At 71.4% G+C, this 17,028-nt stretch carries 14 protein-coding genes; 5 read left to right on the forward strand and 9 right to left on the reverse strand.

Translation table 11 applies throughout. The features are described 5' to 3' along the window. Nucleotides 1–33: 33 nt before the first annotated feature. The 5 genes from ACFXGI_RS25430 to ACFXGI_RS25450 all read right to left on the reverse strand — a co-directional run bounded on the left by ACFXGI_RS25430 (nt 34) and on the right by ACFXGI_RS25450 (nt 5,954). The gene (locus ACFXGI_RS25430) at nt 34–981 is read right to left on the reverse strand and encodes a zinc metalloprotease (protein WP_384711005.1); all 948 of its coding nucleotides are present in this window, start codon (nt 979–981) and stop codon (nt 34–36) included. Nucleotides 982–1,214: 233 nt separating this feature from the next. After that, on the reverse strand, nt 1,215–2,879 hold the full coding sequence (locus ACFXGI_RS25435) for an alkaline phosphatase D family protein (RefSeq protein WP_384710870.1): 1,665 nt from the start codon (nt 2,877–2,879) through the stop codon (nt 1,215–1,217). A gap of 125 nt (nt 2,880–3,004) precedes the next feature. Beyond that, on the reverse strand, nt 3,005–3,799 hold the full coding sequence (locus ACFXGI_RS25440) for a thioredoxin domain-containing protein (protein ID WP_384710873.1): 795 nt from the start codon (nt 3,797–3,799) through the stop codon (nt 3,005–3,007). Between the two features lie 56 nt (nt 3,800–3,855). Next, complete coding sequence (locus ACFXGI_RS25445; protein WP_384710875.1) at nt 3,856–4,545, reverse strand: hypothetical protein; 690 nt, start codon at nt 4,543–4,545, stop codon at nt 3,856–3,858. An 83-nt stretch (nt 4,546–4,628) separates the two neighbouring features. Further along, a complete protein-coding gene (locus ACFXGI_RS25450; RefSeq protein WP_384710878.1) occupies nt 4,629–5,954 on the reverse strand; it encodes a DUF2252 domain-containing protein in 1,326 nt (441 codons plus the stop codon). A 156-nt stretch (nt 5,955–6,110) separates the two neighbouring features. On the opposite strand from ACFXGI_RS25450, the gene dnaE reads away from it, so the two are divergent. After that, nucleotides 6,111–9,653: a DNA polymerase III subunit alpha gene (dnaE, locus tag ACFXGI_RS25455; protein WP_384710881.1), complete on the forward strand. Its 3,543-nt coding sequence runs from the start codon at nt 6,111–6,113 to the stop codon at nt 9,651–9,653. A gap of 106 nt (nt 9,654–9,759) precedes the next feature. Here dnaE and ACFXGI_RS25460 read toward each other — a convergent pair whose 3' ends face one another. Next, the gene (locus ACFXGI_RS25460) at nt 9,760–9,927 is read right to left on the reverse strand and encodes a hypothetical protein (RefSeq protein ID WP_229340482.1); all 168 of its coding nucleotides are present in this window, start codon (nt 9,925–9,927) and stop codon (nt 9,760–9,762) included. Between the two features lie 232 nt (nt 9,928–10,159). Here ACFXGI_RS25460 and ACFXGI_RS25465 point away from each other — a divergent pair, with 232 nt between their 5' ends. The 4 genes from ACFXGI_RS25465 to ACFXGI_RS25480 all read left to right on the forward strand — a co-directional run bounded on the left by ACFXGI_RS25465 (nt 10,160) and on the right by ACFXGI_RS25480 (nt 14,056). Continuing rightward, the gene (locus ACFXGI_RS25465) at nt 10,160–11,452 is read left to right on the forward strand and encodes an NYN domain-containing protein (protein ID WP_384710884.1); all 1,293 of its coding nucleotides are present in this window, start codon (nt 10,160–10,162) and stop codon (nt 11,450–11,452) included. Between the two features lie 108 nt (nt 11,453–11,560). Further along, nucleotides 11,561–12,562, forward strand: a complete 1,002-nt coding sequence (locus ACFXGI_RS25470; RefSeq protein WP_384711008.1) for an ABC transporter ATP-binding protein — start codon at nt 11,561–11,563, stop codon at nt 12,560–12,562. Further along, nucleotides 12,559–13,329, forward strand: coding sequence for an ABC transporter permease (locus ACFXGI_RS25475; RefSeq protein WP_384710887.1), 771 nt, complete (start codon nt 12,559–12,561; stop codon nt 13,327–13,329). The genes ACFXGI_RS25470 and ACFXGI_RS25475 overlap by 4 nt, the downstream gene beginning before the upstream one ends. A 67-nt stretch (nt 13,330–13,396) precedes the next feature. Next, nucleotides 13,397–14,056, forward strand: coding sequence for a DUF2567 domain-containing protein (locus tag ACFXGI_RS25480; RefSeq protein ID WP_384710889.1), 660 nt, complete (start codon nt 13,397–13,399; stop codon nt 14,054–14,056). A gap of 29 nt (nt 14,057–14,085) precedes the next feature. Here ACFXGI_RS25480 and ybaK read toward each other — a convergent pair whose 3' ends face one another. From ybaK to ACFXGI_RS25495, 3 genes are all read right to left on the reverse strand, one after another. Next, nucleotides 14,086–14,583, reverse strand: a complete 498-nt coding sequence (gene ybaK / locus ACFXGI_RS25485) for a Cys-tRNA(Pro) deacylase (protein ID WP_384710892.1) — start codon at nt 14,581–14,583, stop codon at nt 14,086–14,088. A gap of 13 nt (nt 14,584–14,596) precedes the next feature. Continuing rightward, nucleotides 14,597–15,337 (reverse strand): LON peptidase substrate-binding domain-containing protein, encoded by a 741-nt coding sequence (locus ACFXGI_RS25490; protein WP_384710895.1) that lies wholly within the window; start codon nt 15,335–15,337, stop codon nt 14,597–14,599. Nucleotides 15,338–15,399: 62 nt separating this feature from the next. Beyond that, nucleotides 15,400–17,001: an oxidoreductase gene (locus ACFXGI_RS25495; RefSeq protein ID WP_384710898.1), complete on the reverse strand. Its 1,602-nt coding sequence runs from the start codon at nt 16,999–17,001 to the stop codon at nt 15,400–15,402. Nucleotides 17,002–17,028: the final 27 nt, after the last annotated feature.

The raw sequence follows: 17,028 nt of genomic DNA on the forward strand, positions 1-17,028 counted from the left end.
CCCTGCCCCTCACCGTTTCACGTCACGTGGTGACTAGGCGCGGTACGCGCTCCACATGCTCTTCATCCGGGACACCTGGCCCGCGGTGAACTGGTACATGCACGAGTCGTACGTGTAGTCCATGAAGTTGTGGATCGGGTCGGTGCCCGCGGCGGTGCAGGTGTCACGGCCGGTCGGGCACTCGAAGGCCGCGCTCTTCTCGGCGGGGGTGTCGGAGACGGAGTCTCCGCTGCCCGAGCAGCCGCCCTGGAAGGTGTGGTAGAGGCCCATCCAGTGGCCGACCTCGTGGGTGCCGGTGTCGCCCTCGTTGTAGTTGGCGGCGGAGCCGCCCGGCAGCGAGGTGTTGAGCAGGACCACGCCGTCCATCTTCGGCTGCGAGGCGTACGAGCTCGGGAAGGTCGCCCAGCCGAGCAGGCCGCCGCCGAGGTTGGCGGTGTAGATGTTCAGCGCGTTCTTGCCGCCCTTGCGCAGGGCGTTCTTCATGTTCTTCTCGGCCGTGGTGCCGTCGGACACGTTGTACCAGGAGGCGTTGTCCGTGTAGTCGGTGCCGGCCAGGGTGAACTGGAAGCCCGAGTCGACGTTGCCGGTGCCCTTGCCGCTGTACGCGGCGTTGAGCACCGCGATCTGGTTGTTGATGTCCGCGGCGGTCAGCTTGCCGGCGGAGCCGGACGTGATGACGTGGACGTACACCGGGATGCTGGTCGCGGCGGCGGACTCGCCGGCGCGCATCAGGCGCTGCGGGCCGAGCTCGAGGTTCTTCTTGGCCAGGTCGGCGTCCATGGCCTTGACCTGGGCGTCCGTCACCTCGTTGGGGTCGGCCGCGTGCTGGTCCTTCGGGCGGGCGACACGGGCGTTGGCGGAGACGGAGGCGGTGCCGGCGTCGGCACAGGCCTCGGCGCCGGTCTTTGCGGCCGCGGCCACGGTCGTGGGGACCGTGAGCGGGGCGAACGCCAGGGTTCCGGCCAGAACGGCCGTACCCATGAGGCGGCGGCGGAGCATGGGGGATATGCGGGCGGAGGCGCGCACGTTGACTCCTCGCGAAGCGTGGTGGGGGGTGAGGGATTTCCTCACGCTGGCGCGAAGCTTATGTGTCCATGTCATGCGCTGAGCAAGACCTTTAAGTAAACGATTTGTTGCTTCTGATGCCGGAGGGGCGCCCGGTCTGCTCCAGACGCCCCTCCGCACAACAGAATTGACGGACCGTCAACAAACCGTCAGCCCACCGGCTGGTACGACCGCTCCACCTTCTGCGTGCCGTTCGCCGTGCGGTACGAACGGGACCACGCGGTGGTGGCGGCCGGATTCCGCTTGTCGGACACCACGTAGTAGTCCATCTGCGAGCGCTCGGCCGTCACGTCCAGCACCCCGTAGCCGTGTGCGTCCATGTCCAGCCACTTCACATGCCAGTTGGCGGCCTTGACCGCGGCCTCCGCTACGAGCGAAGCGGTGTCCGCCGGCACGTGCAGGAGGTCGTCGATGTTGTCGGAGGTCACCGACGTCACCACGAACTCGGTGGCCGCCGTGCCCGAGCCCGGGTACGTCGCCATGTTCATCGGGACCTCGTTCGCCCACGCCATGTGGATGTCACCCGTGAGGAAGACCGTGTTCTTGATCTTCTGGTCCTTGAGGTGGTTCAGCAGCTCCTTGCGGTCGTCCGTGTAGCCGTCCCACTGGTCCACGTTGATCGCGAGGCCGCCCTCGGGCAGGCCCAGCAGCTTCGCCAGCGGCGCCAGCAGGTGCGCGGGCAGCGAGCCGAAGGCGACCGGCGAGATCATCACCGAGGTCCCGACCAGCTTCCAGGTCGCGTTGGAGCTCGCGAGGCCCGACTTGAGCCAGTCCAGCTGGGCGCGCCCGGTGATGGTGCGCTCCGGGTCGTCGACCGCGCCGCTGCCCACCTTGGCCTGCTGTGAGCGGAAGGTGCGCAGGTCCAGCAGGTGCAGGTCGGCGAGGCTGCCGAAGCGCAGCCGCCGGTAGACGGTGCCGGCCGTGGAGGTGCGGACCGGCATCCACTCGAAGTACGCCTGCTTGGCGGCGGCCGCGCGGGCCGCCCAGTCGCCCTCGGCGCCCGGGGTGTGGTTCTCCGCTCCGCCCGACCAGGCGTCGTTGGCGAACTCGTGGTCGTCCCATATCGCGACGATCGCGTGCGCGGCGTGCAGCGCCTGGAGGTCGGCGTCGGTCTTGTACTTGCCGTGCCGGGTCCGGTAGTCGGCGAGGGTGAGGATCTCGTGCTTCGGCTCGTGCGCGCGTACGACGTACTTCGCCTCGGGGTAGGCCCCGTTCGCGTACTCGTAGATGTAGTCGCCGAGGTGCAGGATCGCGTGCAGGTCGGTGCGGGCGGCCAGGTGGCGGTAGGCCGAGAACCAGCCGGACTCCCAGTTGGCGCAGGACACGACGCCGAAGCGGACCCCGGGGGTGCTCGCGTCGTGGCCCGGGGCGGTCAGGGTGCGCCCGACCGGGGAGACGGCGGCGTCGGCGGTGAACCGGTAGAAGTACGGGGTCTGCGGCCGCAGTCCGCGGACGTCCGCCTTGACCGTGTGGTCGGTGGCGGCGGTCGCGGTGACGGAGCCGCTCGCCGTGATCCGGGAGAAGGCCTTGTCCTCGGCGACCTCCCAGGTCACCTGGGTGGCCGGGCCGACGCCCGAGCCGGGCGCGGCCTCGGGGGTCGGGGTGACGCGGGTCCACAGCAGGATCCCGTCGGGCAGCGGGTCGCCGGAGGCGACACCGTGCAGGAAGGCGGGCCCGTTCGAGGCCGCCGACGCGGGGGAGATGCCCAGAGCGGCCGTCGCGAAGGGTGCGAGGGCGGCGGTGGCCGCGGCGGCCTTGACGACCGTGCGGCGGCGCGGAGTTGCCGCAGTGGGGGAGGGGAGATGACTGGTCACGGACCGGCATATTACTGACGGGTATGGCCGGTGGTACACCCCTCGGAAGGCAACGGGCAGGCGAACTCTCGAAGTTCGCCTGCCCGTTGCCCGTTGCCCCGTCCGGTACGTCCCGGTCCGGTCGATCAGCCGGCGATGGCCTTGTCGACCTCGGCCGTGAACTCCTCCGGAGTCATCTTGATCTCGATCTTCTTGCCGTCCATCTTCAGCGACGGCGTGCCCTGCAGACCGCTCTTGTCGAAGACCTTCGACATCTCGATCGCCCAGCGGTTGTACGTGCCGCCCTCGACGGCCTTCTTGAACTCGGCGTTGCCCTTGAGCGCCGGCACCTGGTCCGCGATCTTCAGCAGGTAGTCGTCCTTGCCGAACTTGTCGTCGCGCTCCTCGGGGTGGTTCTCCTTGGAGTACAGGGCGCTCTTGTACTCCAGGAACGCCTCGGGGCTGACGTTCAGCGCCGCGCCCAGCGCGCTCAGCGCGTTCTTCGAACCGCTGCCGCCGAAGCCCTTGTCGAGGAAGGTGGCGCCGACGTACTGGATCTTGTACTTGCCGGCGTCGACGTCCTTCTTGATCTGCGGGCCCACGGTCTGCTCGAACTGGGAGCAGATCGGGCAGCGCGCGTCCTCGTAGAGCTCGAGGGTCTTCTTGGCGTCGGCCTTGCCTATGACGACCGTGGTGCCGTTGTCGCCCGCGGTGTTCTTCGGGGCGACCAGCGTCGCGTCGGCGGCCTTGTCCCACTCGCCCGGCTGGTTGGCCTGCACGACCGCGTAACCGACGCCGCCGGCCAGCGCCAGGACGGCGACGACGGCGCCGGCCACCAGCACCTGGCGGCGCGCCTTGTCCTTCTTCGCCTGCTTCTCGCGCTCGGCGCGCAGCCGATCGCGGGCCGCCGCCTTGTTCGCCTGGCTGTTGCGTGAACTCATGGTGATCTCCGTGGGGTGTGACTCGGGAAAAGGGGGACTGCCGTACGCGGGGTGGGTCAGGCGCAGACGAGTGCGCCGCGTACGGGAGGTCCCCGGCGTCCCACGGAATGGGCGGGGAAGCGGGTACGGGCCCCCGAGCCCACGACGGCCGGGCGCGGGATGCGCCGCACCGGGCCGAAAGCGGCCGCCGCGCGGGCGCCGGCCAGCAGCAGCGGCCGGAACGCGAAGGCGGCCACCGCGCGCAGCAGCTGGCCCAGCGCCCGTTCGCCGTACCGCAGCCAGGACGCGGCGAGCAGCCCGACCGAGACGTGGGCGCCGAGCAGCAGCCACGGGGTCCAGGGGCCGGGCGAGGCCAGCAGGGCCACCGCGTCGGGCACGGCTCCGGGCACCTCGGCCAGCGGTCCGCCCAGCGGCGGTCCGCCGCACAGCTCGTCGAGGCCGAGCGCCCGCAGCGGCCCGGCGACGGGGCCGCCGGCCGGGCCGTAGCAGACGTGCTGTCCGGCGGTGAAGACCGTGTCGGCGGCCAGCTCCAGCGGAACCAGAAGTGCGGCGATGGGGCCGAAGCCCCGCTCACGGCCGGCCAGCGCGTACGTGAGCAGGAACACGCCGGCGAAGGCCCCGGCCACGAGGGCGGGGGGCAGCGGGACGCGGGACATCAGGACGTGCGAGCCGGCCGAGAGCAGCACGACGAGTGCGCTGAACAGCGCGGCCCGCAGCCCTCTCAGCCCTGCCCTGGATACGTCCATCGCCGCGAGTCTGCCACGAGTCCCTGTGAAGAGGGGTCCCAGGTCCCGGAACGGCCGGTTCCCACGACCCCGCCCCGTACGGCTCAGTGCATGATGCGGCCGTTGCGGAACAGGTCCACGAAGATCTGGTGGTCGGCGCGCGCCCGGGCCCCGTACGCGTGCGCGAAGTCGACCAGGAGCTCCGCGAAACCCTCCTCGTCGGCGGCGATCGCCGCGTCGATGGCCCGCTCGGTGGAGAACGGCACCAGGGAGTGCCCGCTCTCGGCCTCGTCGGCCGACGCGTGCATGGTCGCCGTCGCCCGGCCCAGGTCCGCGACGACGGCCGCGATCTCCTCCGGCTCGTCCAGGTCCGACCAGTCCAGGTCCACCGCGTACGGGGAGACCTCGGCCACCAGCTGGCCCGAGCCGTCCAGCTCGGTCCAGCCCAGCCACGGGTCGGCGTGCGCCTGCAGGGCGCGCTGGGAGATCACCGTGCGGTGCCCCTCGTGCTGGAAGTAGTCCCGGACGGCCCGGTCGGTGATGTGGCGGGACACGGCGGGGGTCTGCGCCTGCTTGAGGTAGATCACGACGTCGTTCTCCAGGGCGTCGCTGTGCCCCTCCAGCAGGATGTTGTAGGAGGGCAGGCCGGCCGAGCCGATCCCGACGCCGCGGCGGCCCACCACGTCCTTGACCCGGTAGGAGTCGGGCCGGACCAGGGACTCGTCGGGCAGGGTCTCCAGGTACCCGTCGAAGGCGGCGAGCACCTTGTACCGGGTGGCCGCGTCCAGCTCGATCGAGCCCCCGCCGGAGGTGAAGCGGCGCTCGTAGTCGCGGATCTCGGTCATCGAGTCGAGCAGGGAGAAGCGGGTGCGGGAGCGGGCCGAGCGCAGGGCGCCCAGCAGGGGGCCGTCGGCGGTGTCCAGGGTGAAGGAGGGCACCTCCTCGTTCTTGGCGCCGGTGGCCAGGCGGTGGATCCGCTCGCGGTAGGCGCCCGCGTAGGTCCGCACCAGCTCGCTGATCTGCTCGTCGCTGAGCGCCTTGGTGTAGCCGATCAGGGCGACGGAGGCCGCGAACCGCTTGAGGTCCCAGGTGAAGGGGCCGACGTACGCCTCGTCGAAGTCGTTGACGTTGAAGATCAGGCGGCCGTTGGCGTCCATGTACGTGCCGAAGTTCTCGGCGTGCAGATCGCCGTGGATCCAGACCCGGCCGGTCCGCTCGTCCAGGTACGGGCCGCCGTGCCGGTCGCGCTCCAGGTCGGCGTAGAAGAGGCAGGCCGTGCCGCGGTAGAAGGCGAAGGCCGAAGCCGCCATCTTGCGGAATTTGACCTGGAAGGCCGCGGGGTCGGCGGTGAGCAGCTCACCGAATGCGGTGTCGAACACATCGAGTATCTGCTCGGCGCGCTGCTCGTTCGTCGTCTCGGGGACCGCCATGGCGGGTGCCTCCTGGTGGCGCGGGGTGGTTCGTTTTTCGGACAGGTGTCCTTGGGTCTGCAACGGATGAAGGTACCGGTCGGTGCCCGGGTTGTGTCATTCCACCGACGTAGACTTCGAGGCTGCCCCCCTCGTTCCCCCCGGAGGTCTGCCACCGTGACCAAGCCGCCGTTCACGCACCTGCACGTACACACCCAGTACTCGCTGCTGGACGGTGCCGCGCGGCTCAAGGACATGTTCGCCGCCTGCAACGAGATGGGCATGACGCACATCGCGATGTCCGACCACGGCAACCTGCACGGTGCGTACGACTTCTTCCACACCGCCCAGAAGGCCGGCATCACGCCGATCATCGGCATCGAGGCGTACGTGGCACCCGAGTCCCGGCGCAACAAGCGGCGCATCCAGTGGGGCCAGCCGCACCAGAAGCGCGACGACGTCTCCGGTTCCGGTGGTTACACCCACAAGACCATCTGGGCCTCGAACGCCACCGGCCTGCACAACATCTTCCGGCTGTCCTCCGACGCGTACGCCGAGGGCTGGCTCACGAAGTGGCCGCGGATGGACAAGGAGACCATCTCCAAGTGGTCCGAGGGCCTGATCGCCTCCACCGGCTGCCCGTCCGGCGAGGTGCAGACCAGGCTGCGCCTCGGCCAGTTCGACGAAGCCGTGCAGGCCGCCTCCGACTACAAGGACATCTTCGGCGAGGGCCGCTACTTCCTGGAGCTGATGGACCACGGCATCGAGATCGAGCGCCGGGTCCGCGACGGGCTGCTGGAGATCGGCAAGAAGCTCGGCATCCCGCCGCTGGTCACGAACGACTCGCACTACACGCATGCGAGCGAGGCCACCGCGCACGACGCCCTGCTCTGCATCCAGACCGGCAAGAACCTCTCGGACCCGGACCGCTTCCGCTTCGACGGCACCGGCTACTACCTCAAGTCGACCGACGAGATGTACGCGATCGACTCCTCGGACGCCTGGCAGGAGGGCTGCGCCAACACGCGGCTGGTCGCGGACCAGGTCGACACCGAGGGCATGTTCAAGTTCCGGAACCTGATGCCGAAGTTCGACATCCCGGAGGGCCACACCGAGGTCAGCTGGTTCCGCGAGGAGACCATGCGCGGCATGCACCGCCGCTACCCCGGGGGCATCCCGGACGACCGGATGCAGCAGGCCGAGTACGAGATGGACACCATCATCTCGATGGGCTTCCCGGGCTACTTCCTCGTGGTCGCCGACTTCATCATGTGGGCCAAGAACCAGGGCATCGCGGTGGGTCCGGGCCGAGGCTCCGCGGCCGGCTCGATCGTCGCGTACGCCATGGGCATCACCGACCTCGACCCCCTCACCCACGGCCTGATCTTCGAGCGGTTCCTGAACCCCGAGCGCGTCTCCATGCCCGATGTCGACATCGACTTCGACGAGCGCCGGCGCGTCGAGGTGATCAGGTACGTGACCGAGAAGTACGGCGCCGACAAGGTCGCCATGATCGGCACGTACGGCACGATCAAGGCCAAGAACGCAATCAAGGACTCCGCGCGCGTCCTGGGCTACCCGTACGCCATGGGCGACCGGCTCACCAAGGCCATGCCCGCCGACGTCCTCGGCAAGGGCATCCCGCTCTCAGGCATCCTCGACCCGCAGCACCCCCGCTACGGCGAGGCCGGCGAGATCCGCGGGATGTACGAGAACGAACCCGACGTGAAGAAGGTCATCGACACCGCCCGCGGTGTGGAGGGCCTGGTCCGCCAGATGGGCGTGCACGCCGCCGGCGTCATCATGTCCAGCGAGACGATCACCGACCACGTGCCCGTCTGGGTGCGGCACACCGACGGCGTCACCATCACCCAGTGGGACTACCCGAGCTGCGAGTCGCTCGGCCTGCTGAAGATGGACTTCCTCGGCCTGCGCAACCTCACGATCATGGACGACGCCGTCAAGATGGTGAAGGCCAACAAGGGGATCGACATCGATCTCCTGGGCCTCCCGCTCGACGACCCCAAGACCTTCGAACTGCTCGGCCGCGGTGACACCCTCGGTGTCTTCCAGTTCGACGGCGGGCCCATGCGCTCCCTGCTGCGCCTGATGAAGCCCGACAACTTCGAGGACATCTCCGCCGTCTCGGCCCTGTACCGGCCGGGCCCGATGGGCATGAACTCGCACACGAACTACGCCCTGCGCAAGAACAAGCAGCAGGAGATCACCCCGATCCACCCGGAGCTGGAGGGGCCGCTCGAAGAGGTGCTCGCGGTCACCTACGGCCTGATCGTCTACCAGGAGCAGGTCCAGAAGGCCGCCCAGATCATCGCCGGGTACTCACTCGGCGAGGCCGACATCCTGCGCCGCGTGATGGGCAAGAAGAAGCCCGAGGAACTGGCGAAGAACTTCGTCATCTTCGAGGCGGGCGCCAGGGGCAAGGGCTTCAGCGACGCGGCGATCAAGGCCCTCTGGGACGTCCTGGTCCCCTTCGCCGGCTACGCCTTCAACAAGGCCCACTCGGCCGCCTACGGCCTGGTCTCCTACTGGACCGCCTACCTCAAGGCGAACTTCCCGGCCGAGTACATGGCCGGCCTCCTCACCTCGGTCAAGGACGACAAGGACAAGTCCGCGATCTACCTGAACGAGTGCCGGCGCATGGGCATCAAGGTGCTCCCGCCGAACGTCAACGAGTCCGAGCCGAACTTCGCGGCCCAGGGCGACGACGTGATCCTCTTCGGCCTCACCGCGGTGCGCAACGTCGGCCAGAACGTCGTCGAGTCGATCATCAAGACCAGGAAGGCCAAGGGGAAGTACTCCACGTTCCCCGACTTCCTGGACAAGGTCGAGGCCGTCGTCTGCAACAAGCGCACCGTCGAATCACTGATCAAGGCCGGCGCCTTCGACGAGATGGGCCACACCCGCAAGGGCCTGGTCGCCCACCACGAACCGATGATCGACAACGTGGTCGCGGTCAAGCGCAAGGAGGCCGAGGGGCAGTTCGACCTCTTCGGCGGAATGGGTGACGAGGGCGCGAGCGACGAGCCCGGCTTCGGGCTCGACGTCGAGTTCTCCGACGTGGAGTGGGAGAAGTCCTACCTGCTCGCCCAGGAGCGCGAGATGCTCGGCCTGTACGTCTCCGACCACCCGCTCTTCGGCCTGGAGCACGTCCTGTCCGACAAGACGGACGCCGGCATCTCCCAGCTGACCGGCGGCGAGCACTCCGACGGCGCCGTCGTCACCATCGGCGGCATCATCTCGGGCCTCCAGCGCAAGATGACCAAGCAGGGCAACGCCTGGGCCATCGCCACCGTCGAGGACCTCGCCGGATCCATCGAGTGCATGTTCTTCCCCGCGACGTACCAGCTCGTCTCCACGCAGCTGGTCGAGGACACCGTCGTCTTCGTCAAGGGCCGCCTCGACAAGCGCGAGGACGTCCCCCGGCTCGTCGCCATGGAGATGATGGTCCCCGACCTCTCCTCCGCCGGGACGAACGCACCCGTCGTCCTCACCATCCCCACGGTCAAGGTCACGCCTCCGATGGTCACCCGGTTGGGCGAGATCCTGCGGCACCACAGGGGCAACACCGAGGTCCGCATCAAGCTCCAGGGGCCGCGGTCCACCACCGTGCTGCGCCTCGACAAGCACCGGGTGCAGCCCGACCCGGCGCTCTTCGGCGACCTCAAGGTGCTCCTCGGACCGTCCTGTCTGGCCGGATAACGCCGGTCGCGGGGGCCCGCGTACGGGCCCGCACCCGTAGCCCAACGTGAAGAGGGGCGCGCCCAGAGCTCTGGGCGCGCCCTCGTGCGTGCTGCTCGCGGAGGCGTCAGTTGTGGCCGAACTTCTTCTGCTTGCCCTTGCGAGCCATGTCCATCGGACTCGGGGAGCCGCCGGAGGGCTCGGACACCGATTCCGTCGAGGTCTTCGCCGGATCCTGCGACGACGAGCGGGGCTGCTGCTTCTGTTCGTGCTGGCGGTTCTTGTTCTTGGCCATGGTGGAGCCTCCGTGAGGGTCTAGGGGCCAGGACCGCCTTCACCCTCACACGGCTCCACAAACCGCGCATTTTGGATCTTTACTGCGTGTAGTCGGCCGCCCCTCCTCCCGGTGCCCCGGAAACATCCGCCACGCCGATGATCGAGTTCCGGCCGTCAACACCCTTGTGGTCGGGCAGACTCGGGGAACCCGCGACAAACACAGGGGATCCCCAGGGAAGAGGGTGGTACGCGTGGACCGCTGCGTCGTCCTGGTGGACGCCGGCTATCTGCTGGGCGCCGCCGCCAGTCTTCTCGCGGGGGAGCCTTCCCGCTCCCGCATCACCGTCGACCATGCCGCCCTCATCCAGGGCCTGCGCGAGCGCGCCCAGGCCGACACCGAACAGCCCCTGCTGCGCATCTACTGGTTCGACGGCGCACCCGACCGGGTGCCCCAGCCCGAGCACCGGCGGCTGCGCGTCATGCCCCGCGTCACCGTCCGCCTCGGCGCCCTGACCCGCAGCGACGGCCGCTGGGCGCAGAAGGGCGTGGACGCCGCCATGCACGCCGAGCTCACCGAGCTCGCCCGCAACCGGGCCTGCTCCGACGTCGTACTCGTCACGGGCGACGGGGACCTGCTGCCCGGCCTGATGTCCGCCAAGGAACACGGGGTCGCGGTCCACCTGTGGGCCGTCCAGGCCGCCGACGGCGACTACAACCAGTCCGAGGACCTCGTCGCCGAGGCCGACGAGCGCCGCGTCCTGGACCGGGCCTGGATCACCCGGGCCGTCCGCGCCAAGGACCTCGCCGGACTGTGCGCCCCGCCGCCCGCGCCGCGCCCCGAGATCGCCGCCATCCTCTCCGCCCCGCTGCCCGAGGCGGCCCTCGCCGAGGCCGCACGCAGCGCCGGCGCCAACGGAAACGCGGCCCCCGCCCCCGCCGAGCCCGAGGCGAGCGGCGCCCCCGTGCCCGCCCCCGCCGCCGGGGGCAAGACCGTACCCACTCCCAAGGACCTCGCCGGCTCGCTGCGCGCCCCCGGCCAGCAGCCCGGCCCCGCAGGCCACGGCAGCCTCCAGACCCCGGCCGGCAGCGCCCTGCGCTGGTCCTCCGACAAGGGCTGGATCGACCGGGCCGGCCCGCTGGGAGAGCCCGCCGAGACCGCCTCCCTGCCCACCCTCGCCCAGCTCACCAGCGCCGAGCAGCGCTGGGCGGACCGCGAGGAGGACATCACCACCGTCGGCGGCGACCCCTTCGAGGTCGGCCAGGTGTTCGCCCGGCGCTGGATGGAACGCCTCCCGGAAACCGTCCACCTGCAGAAGCTCGCCACGATGTACCCGCGGATCCCGCACCGCATCGACGGCGAGCTGCTGCGCTACGCGGCCCGGTTCGGGCTGCTCGCGCACAAGGACGACCAGATCGACGAGCACGACCGCTACGCCATCCGGGCCGGGTTCTGGCGGGAGATCGACGTCCGCGCGGCCGCCGAGCACGTCGCCGGCACCTCCGCCGCCGTACCCGCGGGACCGACGCCGCCGGGGGCCGAGTAGCGGCGCCGGGCAGCGCGTCGGGGCACCTCCCGGCGGTGGCCCGACGAAAGCCGCGTAGGCTGCTCCCTCGTGAGTACGGGCACAGCAGCAGCACAACCGAACACGGCAGTGGCCGCGGACGCGGCTTCGGACGTGGTCTGCGCGGTGCGTGACCTGGTCAAGACGTATCCCGCGGTACGCGGCGGGCGCGGGGCTCCCGCCCTGCCCGAGACCCGGGCCACCGACGGGATCTGCCTGGACGTACGGCGCGGCGAGATCTTCGGCCTGCTCGGCCCCAACGGCGCCGGCAAGTCCACCCTGGTGCGCCAGCTCACCGGCCTGATGCGGCCCGACTCCGGCTCGGTGACCCTGCTCGGCCACGACCTCGTACGCCACCCGGAGCGGGCGGCCCGGCTGCTCGCCTACCTGGGGCAGGAGTCCACCGCCCTCGACGAGCTCACGGTGGCGCTGGCCGCCGAGACCACGGGACGGCTGCGCGGGCTCGGCGTACGCCCGGCGCGCGCCGAGCGGGACGCCGTACTGGAGGAACTCGGGCTGACCGCGATCGCCGGGCGGCCCCTGAAGAAGCTCTCCGGCGGACAGCGGCGCCTGGCCTGCTTCGCCGCCGCACTGGTCGGGGAGCGGCCCGTGCTCGTCCTCGACGAGCCCACCACCGGCATGGACCCGGTCGCCCGGCGGGCCGTGTGGGCGGCCGTGGACCGGCGGCGCGCGCAGCACGGGGCCACCGTCCTGCTCGTCACGCACAACGTCATCGAGGCCGAGACCGTCCTGGACCGGGTCGCCGTCATCGACCAGGGCCGGGTCATCGCCTGCGACTCCCCGGCCGGCCTGAAGGCCCGGGTCTCCGGCGAGGTCCGGCTGGAGCTGGTGTGGCGCGAACACGCTCCGCTGGACGTGCCCGAGGTCGCGCGGCTGCGCGCGGACGCCGTCGAGTCGGGACGCCGGTGGGTGCTGCGGCTGGCACCGGACGAGGCGCGGGCCGCGGTGGCCGCCGTCACCGGGGGTCCCGCCTTCGCCGCCCTCGACGACTTCACGCTGGCGACCCCGAGCCTGGAGGACGTCTACCTCGCGCTGGGCGGGCGTACCGCGAAGGGTCTGGTGAAGTCGTGAGTACGACCGCCGAAGGGGTGCTGGCACCGCAGGCGCGGCTGCTGCCCGCGCTGGCCGCCGTGTACCGGGCGCAGCTGTCCCGGGCCCGGGTGTCGCGGATCCCGCTGCTGTTCGTGGCCACCTTCCAGTCCGTCGGGATCATGATCCTGATGCGGGGCGTGGTGGACGGGGGCTCGGAGGCACGGGCCGTCGTCGCCGGCTCCTCCGTACTGGTCGTCGCCTTCGTCGCGCTGAACCTGCTCGCGCAGTACTTCGGGCAGCTGCGGGCCAGCGGCGGGCTCGACCACTACGCCACGCTGCCGGTGCCGCCGGCCTCGGTCGTGCTGGGCGCGGCGGCCGCGTACGCCTCCTTCACGCTGCCGGGCACGCTGGTGACGGCGGTGTTCGGATGCCTGCTGTTCGGGCTGCCGATGGGCGGGCTGTGGATCCTGGCCGCGGTGGTGCCGCTGGCCGGAGCCGCGCTGGCCGGGCTGGGCGCGGCGCTCGGGCTGCTGGCACCGAGGCAGGAGCTGGCCACGCTGGCCGGGCAGCTCGGCATGTCGGCGGCGCTGCTGCTGGGGGTGCTGCCGCCGGAGCGGATGCCGGACGTGATCGTGTGGGCGCGGGATCTGCTGCCGTCGACGTACGGGGTGGAGGCGTTCGCGCGGACCTTCGCCCCGCATCCGGACTGGGCGGCGGTCGGGCTGGACCTCGGGGTGTGCGCGATGGTGGGGGTGCTCTCGCTGGCCGTCGCGACGTGGGCGTACCGGCGGGCGGCCGTCCGCTGAAGCGGCCGTCCGCTCCGGCGGCGGTCCTGCTGATGTCGACGCCGTCGGCACCTGGCACGATGTGGGGGTGACCGAAGCCGTGACCACACCCTCCCCGCACGAACCACCGCTGCCGCCCGAGAAGCCGGGCGGCTCCGCCGGCGGCATCACCCCGGCGGACATCCGCGACGGGGCCGCCGCGGCCCTGCTGATCGGGGTGGCCGGTGTGCTGCTCGGCGTGCTGTGGGCGTGGCTGGCGCCGAAGGCCCAGTACGTCTCGAACGGCGAGGCCGTCTTCCTGAAGAACTCCGAGAGCGAGGCCCGGATCGGGGCCGACGGGACGTTCTTCCTGCTGTCACTGGCGTTCGGCGTGCTGAGCGCGGTGCTCGTGTTCCTGTGGCGGCGCCGCGGCGGTGTGCCGCTGGTCGTCGGGCTGGTGGTCGGATCCTGCTTCGCCTCGCTGGTCGGGTGGCGGATGGGGCTGTGGCTGGGACCGTCCGCGGACGTGGCCGCCGCGGCGGTGAAGGCGGGCAAGGGGGTGGCCTTCGACGCGCCGCTGCAGTTGCTGGCGCGGGGGGTGCTGCTGGTCTGGCCGATGGTCGCCGTGGCCCTCCACCTCGGCCTGACGGCCCTGTGGACCCCGCACGACCCGGACCCGTCCGAGGACGCGGACTGGGGGGTCTACCCCCCGCCCCACGTGCACTCGGCCCCGTCGGACCCCTCCGCACCGGAGCGCCCGCGGGCCTGACCGCAGGCCGCGGCGGAGTGCGGGTCCCGCTACGCGCGGGCGATGGGGGCCAGGGTGGCCTCCGTCAGCGTGGTCAGGGTGGCGGGCGGGAGTTCGACCTCCAGGCCCCGGCGGCCCGCCGAGACGCAGATCGTGGCGTGCCCCGTCGCCGACCGGTCCACCACCGTGCGCAGCCGCTTGCGCTGGCCCAGCGGGGAGATGCCGCCCCGCACGTACCCCGTCGTGCGCTCCGCCAGTGCCGGGTCGGCCATCGCCGCCCGCTTCCCGGAGACCGCGGCCGCCAGCGCCTTCAGGTCCAGGCTCCCCGACACCGGGACCACCGCCACCACCAGTACGCCGTCCACCTCCGCGACCAGCGTCTTGAAGACCCGGTCCGGGGAGACCCCCATGGCCTGCGCCGCCTCCTCGCCGTACGAGGGGTGCGCCGGATCGTGCTCGTAGGCGTGCACCGTGAAATCCGCCTGGGCGGAGGTCAGGGCCACGATCGCCGGAGTGCCCGCCGAAGCGGGGGCCTTCTTCTTCGCCATCAGTCCTTCGCCATCAGTTCGGGCTCGTCGGCGCGCGCGTCAGGTCCACCGCCGGCAGCGACGGGAGGTGGCGGATGACCGCCGTCTCCGCGCGCAGCAGTTTCAGTTCCTCCGCGAGCCGCGTCGCGATGTCCGGCGCCTGGAGCAGCCGCTGCTTCGCCGGGATGTCCAGTACGGCCGCCGCCGCCACCAGGTACGAGACCACCGACGGCTCGTCCGGCAGGTCGGCGCCCGAGGTCAGGGACCGCTCCCGGGCTCCGGCCAGCCGCTTCTGGTAGTTCCGGAAGGCCCGCAGGACCCCCTCCGCCAGCGCGCCCGCACCCTCGCCCGCCTCCTCCGGGAGCTCCTCCAGCTCCGCGACCAGGTACGGGCCCGAGGTGTCCACCGACAGCAGCCGCACCCGCGCCGTACCGGTGGCCAGGACCTCGAAGCTGCCGTCCTCCCGCTCCCGGATCGTCGCCGCGTCCGCGATGCAGCCCACCCGGTGGAAGGCCTGGACGGGGTCGGCTCCGAAACCCGCCGTCGGGCCCCGTTCGGGCAGCGCCGTCTGGTCGGGCAGGCCCGGCGCGGTCGGCGCGACCTCCCGGCCGTCGCGGATCGCGACGACCGCGAAGCGGCGCGGTTCGTCCTCGCCCGTCTTCAGCAGATCGCGCATCATGGCGCGATAACGCTCCTCGAAGATGTTCAGCGGGAGGACGAGTCCCGGGAACAGCACCGAGTTCAGCGGGAAGAGGGGCAGGCGAACGGAGGTCACGACGCACAGGGTAGTGGCCGGGGGCCAGGGCCTGTCACTTCCATTGTCCGCGCTCCCCGCGCTCACCCCCGCCGCAGCAGCCGCGAGGCTCCCGCCGCCACCGTCGTCGCCAGGGTCCAGCCCAGCAGGACCAGCGCCGCGGAGCCCCACTGCCAGCCGCCCTCCACGTTCCACTGGCCGTCCTGGCCGAGATCGATCACCGGGAGCAGCAGGTCCAGGGCGTAGAGCGCCGGGTCCCAGTGCGGGTGCTCGTCCGCCTTGATCGGCGGCGGCTCGTGCCGGGAGAAGAGCAGGGCGCCCGCCGCCCACAGCACCGCCATCCACAGCGCGGCCCGGCCCGGCCGGTACCCGTACGCCACGGTCCAGTCCTGGAGGTACCCCCAGGCCTTGAGCGCCGGCGGCAGGGTGGCCCGGCGCCGGCGCTGCTTGGCCAGCAGCACCTCGCGGGCGTCCGCGTCCTCGCCGCTCGCGCGCAGTACGGCGGCCAGCCGCTCGTACGGCTCCGGCGAGTACTCGGGGGTGGCCGCCGCCACCCAGTCCAGCCGGCGCGCGAGCGGGAAGTGGCCGCGGGGTGCGAGGTTCTCGTAGGCGAACCCCTCCATCGAGACCCCGCCCGGGCCGGGCCAGCTGGTGGAGGTGTCGACCAGCTTGACCACCTTCGCCCCCGACAGCACCACCCGCCCCCGCTCCGGCCGCTCCCCGACGAACCGCAGCTCCGGGGTCTGGATCCGGCGCAGCGAGACCTCCTGCCCGTCCGCCAGGACGAACCGGGCCCCGTAGAAGTCGACGGCGTCGCCGAAGCGGCCGTCGTCCAGGCGCAGCCCGCCCCGGCACTCGAAGCGCTGGGCCCGCTGTCCGCGCGTGGGCGTCTGGCCCAGCCCGTACGGGGGAGTGGAGGAGCCGGAGTCGCCGGGGACGTAGTCGAGGGCGATCGAGGTCAGGTACAAGGTCCGCTCGACGGTCAGCTGCGGGGCGTTCAGCGCGCGCCGCCCGTGCGGATTGCGCAGCCGGGCCCCGCGCAGGTTCATCGACACGCCGACCTTCGCTCCGCGCAGGCTCACCTCGCCGTCCGTCTCCAGCAGCTCGCCCTGGAAGTCCTGCGCGACCGACATCCCGTCGGCGGCTATGGCCCGGCCCTTGTTGTCCCGCCGTACCACGGCCTGGCTGATCAGGAGGTCGGTGCCGATCTGGGCGTCGGTCAGCCGGATCCCGCGGGCCACGCGGCAGCGCGGCAGGTGCAGGTCGCCCTCGGTGTGCAGCCGGGAGGCGTCCAGCCTCGGTATCGCGCAGTTGATCAGGCGCAGGGTGATGAAGCGGGTCTCGGACAGCTGGATCTCACTGTCGAAGCGACAGGACTGGAGTTCGACGTACGGGTCCACCGTCCCCCCGGACAGGTCGAGCCGCCCCGTGATCCGTACGCCGCGCAGCTTCAGCGCGGACACCCGGCCCGGCACCGGCGGCGGTCCGTGGAGCAGCAGCAGCGCCACCACCTGGGCGCGGACGCTGCGCCCGGCGCCCCAGGTCCGCCCGCTGTCGTGCGGATTGTCCTCGTTGGCGGCGCGGGCGCTGAGATCGCAGACGCTGCCCGTCCGGTACGCCTGCCACATGAGGCGTTCGGGATCGGTGAGATCCGCGGGCTGCTCGCCCGGCCGTGACTCCGCCATGGCGGCCCCCCTCCGCTGTGCATACGT

Origin of the sequence: Streptomyces sp. NPDC059355, from assembly GCF_042752335.1 — a bacterium.
Classification (GTDB): Bacteria; Actinomycetota; Actinomycetes; order Streptomycetales; family Streptomycetaceae; genus Streptomyces.

What these genes read in the sequence shown, in the direction of transcription:
- ACFXGI_RS25430 (WP_384711005.1), bottom strand. Translation starts at nt 981, where the DNA reads ATGGGTACGGCCGTTCTGGCCGGAACCCTGGCGTTCGCCCCGCTCACG.
- ACFXGI_RS25440 (WP_384710873.1), bottom strand. Translation starts at nt 3,799, where the DNA reads ATGAGTTCACGCAACAGCCAGGCGAACAAGGCGGCGGCCCGCGATCGG.
- ACFXGI_RS25445 (WP_384710875.1), bottom strand. Translation starts at nt 4,545, where the DNA reads ATGGACGTATCCAGGGCAGGGCTGAGAGGGCTGCGGGCCGCGCTGTTC.
- ACFXGI_RS25450 (WP_384710878.1), bottom strand. Translation starts at nt 5,954, where the DNA reads ATGGCGGTCCCCGAGACGACGAACGAGCAGCGCGCCGAGCAGATACTC.
- ACFXGI_RS25460 (WP_229340482.1), bottom strand. Translation starts at nt 9,927, where the DNA reads ATGGCCAAGAACAAGAACCGCCAGCACGAACAGAAGCAGCAGCCCCGC.
- ybaK (WP_384710892.1), bottom strand. Translation starts at nt 14,583, where the DNA reads ATGGCGAAGAAGAAGGCCCCCGCTTCGGCGGGCACTCCGGCGATCGTG.
- ACFXGI_RS25495 (WP_384710898.1), bottom strand. Translation starts at nt 17,001, where the DNA reads ATGGCGGAGTCACGGCCGGGCGAGCAGCCCGCGGATCTCACCGATCCC.